A 12,444-nucleotide genomic window follows, 5' to 3' on the forward strand; every position below is an offset into this window, starting at 1 on the left:
TTACTGCACTACGTTCTTTCCTAACCCGGTGGTTAATAGAGAAACGTAGTGCAGACAACAGAAAAGGATTATTCTTCCGATTGCTTGTTGGGCTTCCCAGCTACCGAAGCAGTAGGAACAGGTTCAGCGATCAACTCGTCGAGGTCTTTATTCCACTTCGCTACGTAGTTTTTGAAGTAATCACCCGTCACTTCACCCGTGTAGCCAGTATGAATCTGACGTACTTCGCCTTTCCGGTCAATTAGAATCGTAGTTGGGAAGGCCATCATCTGATTGAGCGCGGGAAGTTTATCGGAAGCTACTTTCTTATCGGCGATACCCCCGAACAGAATATCGTACTCGATGCCGTACTTCTTTTTCAGCGTACCCAGCGTATACTTTGCATAGGCCAGATCGTCTTTCTGTTCGAAACCAATAGCGATTGCCTCCACGCCCCGGTTTTTATTCGCCTTGAACCAAGGGGCCAGGAAGGAAGTTTGATCGGTACAGTTGGGACACCAAGTGCCGATAATTTCGACGATGACAACTTTGCCTTTGTACTTATCATCCGAGAGCGATACGGATTTACCATCCAGATCGGGCAAGGTGAAATCCAGTTTTTTATAGCCCTCTTTTAAGTACGTCAGTTTATAAGGATCAGGTAGTTCGGCAGCCGTGTTCTTCGTTCCGTCGAACTTGGTGCTGTTGTAAATGCCCGAACTAATTTCACCCGTAACCGAGCCATCTTCGTTAATTTTTCCCCGGTACACACGCGGATTCGGTCCCGAGAAATGCGAGAGTACAAACTCATCGCCCTCAACAACACCTTCCAGCTCCCGGCTATCGCCAACGGTCGACATAACTACGCCCGTTAGTTTATTGCCTTCCTGCTTCAGCAATGCTACGTTGTCGGGCAGTTTGGCTTTGCTGTAAATTTTCAAATCCCACTTGCCCGTCAGGTTATGTTTGGTTGGCAGCTCTTTACCTTTTTCGACAAAGCGGTAGTTTTTGCCATGTTCGGCCACGAACGGTAGCGAATTTCCCCGAAAACCGGGTACCAGGCTGCGGTATTCACCGGAGAGCCTGCCATCAGATTCAACCTTTGCCACTAGCGCGGCATCGTAGGTGTTCATCTTGACAAAAATGGAATCAGGCCCGAGAGACGTCACTTTAAAATCATCCCGGCGCGTACCATTCAGCAACGTCAGGATAGGGTGATCTTTGTCCTTCGCGTTGTACTCAAAATTGAACGGAATTTTTGTCTCGCTGATGACAAATTCACCCCGCCAGATGCCTGGTTTTGGTGTTTTGGAGCCCGTTCCAGGTCCATCCGTACCGTACGATACGCCACTGGCTAACGTAACGCCCGCCAGTACTACTCCTTTGATAGTTTGAGAAACGTTCATAAATGATTTAAAATAAAGATGAAAGAGTGTGCAGGCTCTTCAACTTTCTCTGAAGCGACAGCTTATACCAATGCAGCCACTTTCGAATAAATCTGATGGATGAGGTCCGTTAATTGATCGATCTCGTCCTGTGTGTTGTCTTTACTCAGGGAGATTCTTATATGCTCACGCTCGGTCGGAGCGCCGATGGCTTTTAATACGTGAGATCCCGCTTTGGTCAGATTGGAACAGGCGCTACCTCCAGATACAGCTATTCCCGCTCTATCAAGTTTCGACACTAGAGAATCACCATTCGGTAAACCGGGGAAGCTAAGGTTAATTACTGTCAACATACCATCGATTGGCGAATTGCCTTGGCCATTACACTGAACGTCCAGCGTATCCAGTTGTCGAATGAGCGATTGCTTAAGATCATACAAATGCGCCTGAATTCGGGCCAGATTCTGATAGCTGATTTCCAGTGCCTTGGCAAGACCGATAATACCCGCTACGTTCTCCGTACCCGGTCGAAGTCCTCGTTCCTGACTGCCGCCTTGCCAAAGCGATGGGAGCGAATGCGTACGTCGGGCGTATAAAAAGCCAACACCTTTGGGACCATGAAATTTGTGGGCAGAACCAACTAGAAAATCAATAGGTGCCTGCTTTAGATTAAATCGATAACGGCCCATTGTCTGAACCGCATCAGAGTGGAACAGCGCCTTGTGCTCCCTACAAAGCCAACCTACACTATCAATATCCGTCAAATTACCCAGCTCGTTGTTGCCGTGCATTAAACTGACCAAAGCGCCAGGATGTCGCTCCAACTTCCGCTCCAGATAGTCCCAGTCAAATAAACCCGTTCGGTTTAGGGGCAGATAATGCAGCTCAATTCTGCGCTGTTTTTCCTGTTCCCTGAGTGTTTCCAGAACAGCTTTGTGCTCAATAGGGCTAGTAATGGCGTGACGGAGGTTATACATCCGAATACTGCCCACCAGCGCAAGATTGTCGGCTTCCGTAGCACCGGCAGTAAAGTAAATTTCGTCTGGAGAAGCACCCAGTAAATCAGCAATGGTACGTCGGGCAGTTTCCACGGCTTGACGAGCTTGCTGACCTAGTCGGTGTGACGATGAAGGATTGCCATACTGCCTCGTGAGATAAGGCAACATGGCTTCGAGCACCTGCGGATCAAGCGCCGTTGTGGCGGCATTGTCAAAATAGATTTCCATAACGATAGGAGATTAAAAGGAAAGGAAACGTTAAGTCATGGCTAGGAGGCTATTTTGACCAATTCGTTAGGGTTGTACAGGATGCTCGATGCGCTGAATGGCAACCGATGCCGTGCTACCGGGTACACCGTTGGTAAAGACGGTATAGATTTTCCCAGCCTCGAACGTCAGAGTTTTAGACTCTCCTACTACTGAACCTCCGACTCGATTGACACTCAGGGTTAAGGCCCCGGCATCAACTGTATTAAAAGGTCCTAGTGTAAAGGCACTGAGCGTTTCGCCAGCTATTGCCGAATTAGCAGCTCTGCCATAAGGAACGTTGGTAAACAGCGTCGATCCTGTCGAAGCTCGAACATCCAGTGCACCCACTCCGGGCGATAGATTGACAAATCGCACCTTTGCCTTACCAGCTGCGGGCGCTTTCAAGTCATCGTAAAAGAGAATCAGCGAATCACTGGATGCGTTAGCGGTTCGGGCGGCAAAAACAGTGTGAAAGAACGTAGCAATAGGCCCATTCGGACGACTGGTCGCGGTGAACGTAGCACTGTTACCAAACTGCTGCGAAGCTTTGTAGCTGGTCGAACTGCCTTCAGTGAAATTGATTTGTACGCTACCAAATACCGTAGCCAGGTAAGGTGAAGCCTGATTAATTGCCACCGGCGACGTAGTGACCTGCGTAGTAAATGTCCAGAATTGAAGTGGAGTGTTAATAGGGCGGGCGTTTACGAAACGAACCTGAGCATTTAGTGGCGGACGATCTGCGGCATTAATGTCCAAATAATCAGCTTTGCTGCAACCGGTCAGAGACAGTATCAAACCAAGGCCTGATACCACCATTCCAACCGCAGAACGTAGCTGAGAGCGATTATGAACTGAATTTGTTTTCATTGTAACAGATAGTGAAAAGGTGAATTAAAAATGGGCGACCAAACGGACAAACGGCTGTATGCCAGCACTTCCATTCTGAATCCCGATAATACTTGGGTTACGTAGTGCATCGAGTTTAGGGTCTGTGTAGTCGCCCAGTTCGTTCAGTAGATTATTTACACCAACGGTTGCCTGGAGAGCCGGAGAGAACTTATATCCGACTGATACGTCCGTTACCCAGATAGGACGTAGCGTTTGGAAAAAATAATCCGGTCTCGGGAACGTAGCGTTCAGGGCTGAAGCTGTCGTTACTGAACCAAAGTAGACGGTACGTAGCAAATAAGTAAACCGCCCTTCGGTATAGATACCTTGCAGCGTAATTTTCTGCCCCGGAATATTTGTCGTGACGCGCGCCTTTTCGCCTTCGTTGAAGATGATATACTGATAGGCTTCCAAGCCTTTCGGCGTATTGACAGACGTTACTTCATTACGCACAAAATTTCCTCCGACCAGCAGTGATAGATTACCCCGGTAGATGGGTGTCCGATAGCTGCCCGTAAACTCGATTCCTTTGGTGCGCGAGCTAAATGAATTGTAGAAAAATTTGGCCTGTGTCGTCCCCGTCTGTACAAACAGATTACGTACTTCCAGCGGAAGATTCTGGTCGGTCGCCGAGAAGTTTCCTGTGTTTCCTACTCGGTTTGATACGTCGACTTGGTAAGCGTCAACGGTCAACTCCATATTACGTAATGGTTTAGCCGTAATTCCAATCGCGTACCCCGTTGATCGTTCGGGGGTTAATTTCGGGAAGCCCAACGCTCGTGTCGCGGCACTGGTGTTGGCAGCTGTTACCTGGTCGATGGCGCGCCCCTGCTGAAACGACGTAGAGGTTTCGGTATAATAGAACTGTGCCAGATCCGGTGCCCGAAAACCGGTATTGTAGGAACCACGAATACCCAAATAATCGGTAATACCGTAGCGAGTGGCTAGCTTGTAGGTCGTTACGTTTCCGAAGTCTGAGAAGTTTTCTATACGTAGTGCGCCGGAAAGAAGCCAGTTTTTGGTCAGATTTGCTTCAAGGTCAACGTATCCAGCCACAATAGCCCGTGCTACGTTCACTTCGTTGGCGGGCCGGAAACCAGCGTGAATCTGCGAACCTGGCGACAAACCATTCAGCGCAATACTCCCTACGTTGTTGAGATACGTAACGCCGGTGGTTGTCGTGTCAACTTTATAAATAGGCTTCAGATCACCTTTTGAGTAAGACGCTTCTTCTCCCGCGATAATCTGATACGTCTCCACCCGGTATTGCGCCCCAAACGCTACGTTGATGCCATGCAACGCTTTGTCGAAGTAGCGACTAAAATCCAGACTACCCGTATTCTGACTAGCGTTGTACTTACCCGCGTCGAACGTAGTAGGGCTTTTTAGGCCTAGGCTGGCGTTGATCGAATTCGTGATGTCGTTTCCAAAATCGTTGCGGCCATATACATTCGACAAATCCACGTTCCAGCCTTTGATTTTCCCTTTGATGCCCACAGCCAGCGATTTATCCGTAATGGTATTTTCCATATTCGGCAAGAAGCCATCGGGATACAGAAATGAGTTGTTACGTTCGGTCCAGCCGGGCAGGCGGTACACTGCCGTGAACTGCGAACTCCGGTGGCTAATTCCACCAAAAGCGTAGACCTCAGCATTATCTTTCAGCGGAATAGCGGCATTGAAAAACAACAGGGCGTCCTTCGCTTTATTGGAACCGCCACCCCGCCGGTCGAAAAAATGGCGGTCGATGCCACGGCTGGCTAGAATGGCTTCATCGATTTCTTTGGTATAAATCGCGTCGTACGCACGGGTGTTGGCTCCTCCTCCGTAAATGGGTCCCAGATATAGACCGGCATCATCACGACCGGGTAGCAGAGAAATGGCTTGAGTCGCAAATTCGGCGGTGGCGTTTAGATAGCCTCCGTTTTTGCCTAACGCAAATCCGTAATTAGCACTGGTTCGGGTTATAGTACCATCGCCACGACGGCGTGTGCTGGCCGTTGCGCTAAGTGTGAGCTGATCGACGGCTTTCCGAAGAACGATATTGATGACACCCGCAATGGCATCCGAGCCATATTGCGCTGCGGCTCCATCACGTAAAATTTCAACCCGCTCAATGGCCGCCGTTGGGATGGCGTTCAAGTCATAACCCGTTGCGCCATTGCCCAGTCCGCCCCAGTTGACGTTACTGCTTTTATGACGCCGTTTCCCATTCACCAGCACCAATACCTGATCGACACCCAGGCCTCGCAACTGAGCCAGATTCAGCGCTGAACCCGCATCCCCTGCATTGCTGCCGTTTACTGAATGGAATGAGGGCGATACGTATTGAAGTAATTGCGTAATGCTTACCTGCGGAGCGGATTCCTGTAGGGGCTTAATGTCAATCACATCGACCGGAACCGGAGAGTCGAGCCGAGTACGACTGGCATTACGGGAACCCACGACTTGCACTTCGCCCAGGGTACGGGAGGAGGCAACCAATTGAATATCGATAGTGGAACGTGAACCCAGCGGAACCTCCTGCGCATCGAACCCAATGGACGAAAACAGGAGCACAGATTCGCCCGGAAGACGTATACTGTAACGACCTTCTGCATCCGTAGAAGTCCCTACGGTAGTGCCTTTTACGGTAACGGATACACCGGGTAATACCGTGCCATCGTTTGCAGCGGTTACTCGCCCTGATACAGTACGTTGCTGGGCATAGCCTATCGAAGCAAGCAGAATAAAGAATAGTAAATGTGTGTGTTTCATCATTGAATTCAGGTAGTTGTGCCTACCCGACCGGCCCTGATCAATAGGCCGGTCAGTGTGGTAGGGCTTGAAGAGGAAATTGGATTCGAGAACTAGTGTGGATATACTCCGGCAGACCGACCCTACAGGAGCGTAAGGCCGGCTGACGAAGTGGGAACTACTAACCTAGTCTTCATGCAAAAAACTTATGGCTTTGTGACGTTCGCTTTTGCGGTGAACCGATCGTCGGTGAGCGCCTGTAGAAAAGATTCCAGATCCGTTAACTCGGCTTCATTCAGATTTAAAGGCGTACTCAGCGATAAATCGCGGTTGTGCCCACCTTTGACAACAGCATCGGGCTGGTTGTAATAATCGAGCACTTGCCGCAAGGTTTTAAACATGCCGTTGTGCATGTACGGAGGGGTTATCGCTACGTTACGCAAACCCGGCACTTTAAAGTGGCCCATCTGCGTACTGTCTTTTGTGACCGTAAACCGCCCTGCATCCTGTAGCGTTTTACCATCGTACAGCCCGATATTTTTGAACCGATCGGCAGTGAAATCTTCCCCTGCGTGGCAATTGGCACAGTTTGCTTTACCAATAAAGAGTAATCTACCGCGCTGTGCCGATGCAGACAAAGCTGCATCATCACCGTTGACGAAACGATCGTAGGGCGTATCCCCGGTTTCTAGTGTACGTTCGTAGGCGCTTAAAGCCTCTGCCAGTGTTTGAGCCGATGGTTTCTGCTTAAAGAGCCTATTGAAAGCTGATGCATATCCAGGATGCTGTTCTAACCGGACTACGGCTTCGGCGATGGGCAGATTCATTTCATTGGGGGCGGCAATCGGCTGAAGAGCCTGCATTTCTAAGGACGACGCACGCCCATCCCAAAATAAATGAATTCGTCCTACCAAGTTCATCGCCGAAGGCGTATTCCGATCCGTTAGCTTCCCACCTACGCCCCGGCTAAATTTAGCCGTATCGGCAAACGCAAATTCTGGTTTGTGACACGTAGCACAGCTAATAGTTCGATCTGAAGATAGGATGGGATCAAAGAAAAGTTTCTCGCCCAATTGCACCTTCGTCTGCGGTTCCTCATCCAGTGCTATCGGACGAAAGGCCAGACTTAACCCGAACACGCTCAGGCTGCCCATCAGTAACAGGCTTTTTTTCATGATTATCCCTGTGAAGCGTTTGACGTTAGGGCACACTGAATCCGAACCGTTGCTGAAAGGGCACGCATAACCCCTTTTTCTCGCTGCAATACTGCCCCTGAATAACACCACGAATCCCATAATCCGCTTTCAAAAGCCGGACTCGTTGTCGGAATTCGGCTTTGGGCGTAAAGTAGGACACTTTGACATCCCAGGTTTTATCCTGCTTCCACTTCGGAGAAACTGGCTGGACCCCACCAACTAATTCGAACGTATCATCAGGCATAAACTCGAACGTAGTGGGCTGCGGTCCAATATCCGCTTTAAAATCGGAGGAGTACAGAAGCCATTCTTTATCTAACGTAGCGGTAAACACCAGATCAATCAGATCGCCCGGCTCTAATACGTCTTCCTTAAGTCCAGTCGGAAACGTAGTGAATTTCCACTGTGCTACTGGTTCTTCTGAGTCCTGATGATGGCGAGCACCTGTCAACAGAAACGTTAAGACAACTAGGGCATAAACACGATAAAATGAAGAAGGAATATTTCTAACGGTATGCATATACGCAGTCAGTCATCAGCTACTTTTTTAATGTAGCGGAGTGGTCAGTTCCCTTTTCTGAATAAAGTCGTTTGTTGATGAAGGGCTCAGGATTACCGGCTGGCAACGTTGGTAGTTGGAGTAGCCACCAGCGTTACGTCGAGCGTGAAGTCATCGTAGATAGCCTTATCGCCTATGTTTTCGAAAAAGTTTTTTGACCGGTACTTGATGTCGAATTTCGTCCGGTCGACTGTTACGTTAGCCGTTGCCGTTAGTTTCCCATTGTCAGTTTTCAACTGCGCGGGGAATTTAATGTCATTTGTGATTCCCTTAATTGTCAGTTTACCCGCTACGTCATACGTACCGTCGCCTGTTGGCGTCGCCGACGAAATTACAAAACTGGCCGTTGGATGTTTTTCTACAGAAAAAAAATCATCACTTTTCAGGTGGCCGACCAGTTTAGCGTTGTTGTCAGCATCAGTAATGTCGGTAACGGTTAGTGCTTTGAGGTCAATGTCAAACGATCCACCTTTGAGTTTACCGTTTTCCAAAGCTAACGAACCGCTACGTATGGGAGCCGTTCCTGAATGCTCACCGGTTACTTTTTTGGCCTTCCAGTTGAGTTTGCTTTGCTGAGCATCGACCTTATAAGCTGTTTCTTTTCCTTTTTTAGAAGAAGGAATTTCTGTTGGCGTGAATGAAACAAGCGAAAGGGCAGCAAGGCCGAACAGAAGTTGACTAATTTTTTTCATGGTTTTGTTGGAGTTAATGAATTAAAAAAAGTGATGATTAGAGATGTCCAAGTGGCTAGTAAAAACTGTAGAAAGCCGGGCTTTCATTTGTGTCAAGTTTCCATATTTAGAATACAAAATCCATTGATTTAATAGATTAATGACATTGAATAAATAACCACTAAATGTTGACGTATGAGAGCTTGTTTATTCTAAGCTGAATGATACATAAGATCAACAACTGCTTACGCTAGCTACTCGTGAAAACTGATTTGAATCAGAGTGAAACAAGAAGAATTGGATTGGCATGGTTGTAAATTTATAGGGTTACGTTTGGTAGAACTTAGTGTCCTACCTTCAATGAGCAACAGTAATGGCTTCTTAGCCGATTCCTTGCTATTGTCTATAAATCCACAACTACTTTGCAGGTAGTAATTGTAAGATGGTGTAAAGGTAAAGCTCAGTTTTTTTTATTTCCAAACTTAATCTATAATATTTATAGAAATTTCATTTAAAATGAGAGAAATACAATCGTACATTAAAATTATTTAATAGTCTAGTCTATCGAAATTTATACTCTCGATAGACTAGACTATTAAATAATTGACAATCAAACAAATAGCTCTATTGAAATCTAGTGAATGCATGTTAACTGTGCAGATCACACTTCTACGTAGGCCATTGAAAGAAGCGTAAATAAATATCCTCTCCTCTGCCTTTATTTAGTCTTTAAGAGTCTCTCAATTACAAACCCAAATTCTAACCTTACCTCGCTCCCTTAGTAGTCAGTTGATTGGTTATATACTTGCTATCAATGTGTCTTAGCCCCCTATTAACTGGACAGATTCTCTGAAAAAGTTGTGTCGTAAATTGCCCGCGCTTCTTCCCATTTTCGTTGAGGTGTTATAAAACCAATCGAACGGTGCAACCGGTGATTGTTGTAATGGGAAAAATAACGCCCTAACATTTCTTTGGCTTCATAATAGCTATCAAATACATTGCGTTCAATCACATCATGCTCTAAAATACTGTGAAAAGCTTCAATGTATGAGTTCTCTTCAGGGGTAGCAACGTGCGTAAACTCCTGCTTAATCTCTGAGCTTTTCAAAAAGTTGCGTACCGAGTGGGCTATGAATTGGCTACCGTTGTCATTGCGCAAAATGACGCCTTTCAGTTCATGATTTCGGTTTATTCGTCGAAAAAGATTGATTAAGTCAATTTGACGAATGCTGCCTTGGAACAACCAATCCAGAATTTTGCGGCTGTAAACATCAATGACGCTCAACAGATAGTAATTCCGCCGTTCCCCTTGTACCCAGACGTATTTGATGTCCCAGCACAGGTATTCCAACGGCCTGGTAGCTTCAATCCGTCTGAATTGAACGAACTCTCGCTTGCCTGTCGGCCGGATTACTTTACCTAAAAGCAAATTATGTTCCTGCATAAGCCGATACACTTTTTTCTTGTTGATGAGGTACTCTTTTTTCAGCTCATACGTAATATACTCATAGCCCAGCGCATTGAATTCAACGTCTAATAAGTGGCGAATACTCATTACTACTTCTTGATTGTCCACCCACGATCCATCCAGTTTCATGGTTACCTGGCTAGGTCTTGCCCCAGGTCTGCCTGACTGGGGTTGGTAGTAAGACACGCTACGAGGCAGGTCGAGCCACTGGCATAACAGGGTATGACTTACCTGATGTTCGAACTGTTTCATGAGCGTTAGTTTCTCCTGGGTTGAATAGGCGTTTTTTTTAGCAATTCGCTCTTGATCTCCAGTTCTAAAGCCTGTTTTGCCACGATCCGCTTTAAGCGTTCATTTTCCTCTTCAAGTGCCCGCAGTTGTGGATCGACGCGTGAGTAGGAGTCCTTGAGGCCTTCTTTGCCTTTGCTTAAATATTTCAAACGCCACTTGCGCAACAACGAAGGGGATAAATTGTACTTGCGACAGGTCTCGGCATGGCCATCACGGATGGCTTCTTGGACGATGGAATAGCGGTCTTCGGGAGTAAAACTCCGCCTGATTTTGCTCATGGTATCTGAATGTAGTAGGACTAAACTGTTTTTACAATTTTGTCCAGCCATTCAGGGGGTTAAGTCAATATTTTTCGCGTCAAGAGCTCGAAAAATGGATTCGAGATGGACGCAGAAAGACCACTGAAGAATGTGCTAATGAAGTGCGTAACGATTTAAAAACCCGGAACGCATGAACACGCAACAAATCACCTACCCCAAAGAGCGCACTCCGGTTAGCGTCTCCCCTGCCATTAAAAAGCTCATTGAGCTAAAAGCGCTGTATGTCCAAAATCGTTACCCGAACTTCCCCGCTCACGCACGACCAAAGCCAAAATACGAAGACCGTACAGCAAATGGCTTAACCCGCTGCATTCTGGATTTTGTCAAGTTCTCGGGCGGTTATGCCAATCGCATCCAATCGCAAGGCCAGTATCGCCCTGGCATCGGCGGACGTAAAGGAACCTACACCTACAGCACTACCCGCAAAGGCACTGCCGACATCCACGCGATCATAAACGGGCTACATCTCAGCATAGAAGTCAAGATAGGTAAAGACCGGATGAGTGATGCCCAGCGGCAGATGCAGGCTGACATTCAAAAAGCCGGAGGCATTTACTACGTTGCCCGAACGTTTCAGGAATTCTACGACTGGTTCTTCGCTCAGTTCCCCTCATCGCTCCCCAACTAATCTCACCCACAAAAAAGCCGCCCTGGGCCCAAACCAGAACGGCTGAAAATAATTACGACTATGCCAGAAAGTACGTACGAAGATACGCAAATTGACGTAGAAATAGAAGAGGGATTTAATCCTGATTACCATCAGCAATCTGCACCGCCAGGGGATGAATGGCTACCACCCCAGCCGATTACAACCAACCTGTTACCGGTTCTCCCGCTACTGCCGGAGATGATTCCAGAACACTTGCGCCCCTGGCTGACCGACACTGCCTACCGCATGAAGTGTCCGCTGGACTTTGTAGCTTCCCCGGCGCTGGTTATGCTTTCTTCCCTGATTGGAACCCGGCTTACCATTCAGCCAAAAACCCGCGACGACTGGACCATTGTTCCCAATCTATGGGGTGCGATTATCGGCGATCCATCTAGCATGAAAACACCCTCGTCCAGCGCCGTCTTCAAACCCCTCACTCGTTTGGTGTTAGCCGCTCAAGGAAGATTCGAAGAGGGAATGCGGGCGTATGAAATGGAGATGGTCGAATACGAGGCTCAAAAGAAAGCCCACGCAGCCCAGGCACAGGACCGCCACAAGGGCAAGACCATTGATAACCCGGTGAGCTATCCCGAAGCTCCCACAAAGCCTAAAGAACGTCGGTATATAGCCAATGACCCTACGACGGAGAAGTTGGCAGACCTGCTGAATGAAAATCCGACTGGTCTACTGGTTAGCCGGGATGAATTGATTGCCCTGCTGGCTACCTGGGAAAAGAGCGGACGCGAGCAGGACCGGGCGTTCTACCTGGAAGGCTGGAATGGTAGCGGATCAATTACCATTGACCGAATTGCCAGAGGTACTTCTTACGTAAAGTTCATCTGCATTGCCCTCTTTGGCGGCATCCAGCCCGCTAAACTGCTGGGCTACCTTAGGGCGGCTACCGATTACGATAACGACGGCTTTGTGCAGCGGTTGCAACTGGCGGTTTACCCAGACAAAGTGCCCTGGTCCTATACAGATGAATATCCAGATAAACACGCCCGCGATAAGGCATTTGCCCTGATTCAACAACTCGCGGATTCTGACTTCTCTAC

11 protein-coding genes are annotated in these 12,444 nt (G+C 47.8%); 2 read left to right on the plus strand and 9 right to left on the minus strand.

Annotation, left to right across the window (positions count from 1 at the left end):
- Nucleotides 1-68 precede the first annotated feature (68 nt).
- From IC229_RS33360 to IC229_RS33400, 9 genes are all read right to left on the minus strand, one after another.
- Complete coding sequence (locus IC229_RS33360; RefSeq protein WP_190893067.1) at nt 69-1,385, minus strand: peroxiredoxin family protein; 1,317 nt, start codon at nt 1,383-1,385, stop codon at nt 69-71.
- 62 nt (nt 1,386-1,447) lie between these two features.
- Nucleotides 1,448-2,590, minus strand: a complete 1,143-nt coding sequence (locus tag IC229_RS33365) for a cysteine desulfurase family protein (RefSeq protein WP_190893068.1) — start codon at nt 2,588-2,590, stop codon at nt 1,448-1,450.
- 66 nt (nt 2,591-2,656) lie between these two features.
- Nucleotides 2,657-3,478, minus strand: coding sequence for a DUF4397 domain-containing protein (locus IC229_RS33370; RefSeq protein WP_190893070.1), 822 nt, complete (start codon nt 3,476-3,478; stop codon nt 2,657-2,659).
- 24 nt (nt 3,479-3,502) lie between these two features.
- Nucleotides 3,503-6,259 (minus strand): TonB-dependent receptor, encoded by a 2,757-nt coding sequence (locus IC229_RS33375; RefSeq protein ID WP_190893071.1) that lies wholly within the window; start codon nt 6,257-6,259, stop codon nt 3,503-3,505.
- Nucleotides 6,260-6,441: 182 nt separating this feature from the next.
- A complete protein-coding gene (locus tag IC229_RS33380; protein ID WP_223834361.1) occupies nt 6,442-7,410 on the minus strand; it encodes a cytochrome-c peroxidase in 969 nt (322 codons plus the stop codon).
- 25 nt (nt 7,411-7,435) lie between these two features.
- A complete protein-coding gene (locus IC229_RS33385; protein ID WP_190893073.1) occupies nt 7,436-7,951 on the minus strand; it encodes a protein-disulfide reductase DsbD domain-containing protein in 516 nt (171 codons plus the stop codon).
- A 92-nt stretch (nt 7,952-8,043) separates the two neighbouring features.
- Nucleotides 8,044-8,682, minus strand: coding sequence for a YceI family protein (locus IC229_RS33390; protein ID WP_190893075.1), 639 nt, complete (start codon nt 8,680-8,682; stop codon nt 8,044-8,046).
- Between the two features lie 811 nt (nt 8,683-9,493).
- Nucleotides 9,494-10,381 (minus strand): IS3 family transposase, encoded by an 888-nt coding sequence (locus tag IC229_RS33395; protein WP_190893076.1) that lies wholly within the window; start codon nt 10,379-10,381, stop codon nt 9,494-9,496.
- Nucleotides 10,382-10,386: 5 nt separating this feature from the next.
- Nucleotides 10,387-10,698, minus strand: coding sequence for a transposase (locus IC229_RS33400; RefSeq protein WP_190893084.1), 312 nt, complete (start codon nt 10,696-10,698; stop codon nt 10,387-10,389).
- Nucleotides 10,699-10,870: 172 nt separating this feature from the next.
- On the opposite strand from IC229_RS33400, the gene IC229_RS33405 reads away from it, so the two are divergent.
- Both IC229_RS33405 and IC229_RS33410 read left to right on the plus strand, forming a co-directional pair.
- Complete coding sequence (locus IC229_RS33405) at nt 10,871-11,368, plus strand: VRR-NUC domain-containing protein (RefSeq protein ID WP_190893086.1); 498 nt, start codon at nt 10,871-10,873, stop codon at nt 11,366-11,368.
- 60 nt (nt 11,369-11,428) lie between these two features.
- Nucleotides 11,429-12,444: DUF3987 domain-containing protein (locus tag IC229_RS33410; protein WP_190893088.1), on the plus strand; the 1,016-nt coding region annotated here is incomplete at its 3' end.

The organism is Spirosoma profusum, assembly GCF_014699005.1.
In the GTDB taxonomy this organism is placed as follows: domain Bacteria; phylum Bacteroidota; class Bacteroidia; order Cytophagales; family Spirosomataceae; genus Spirosoma; species Spirosoma profusum.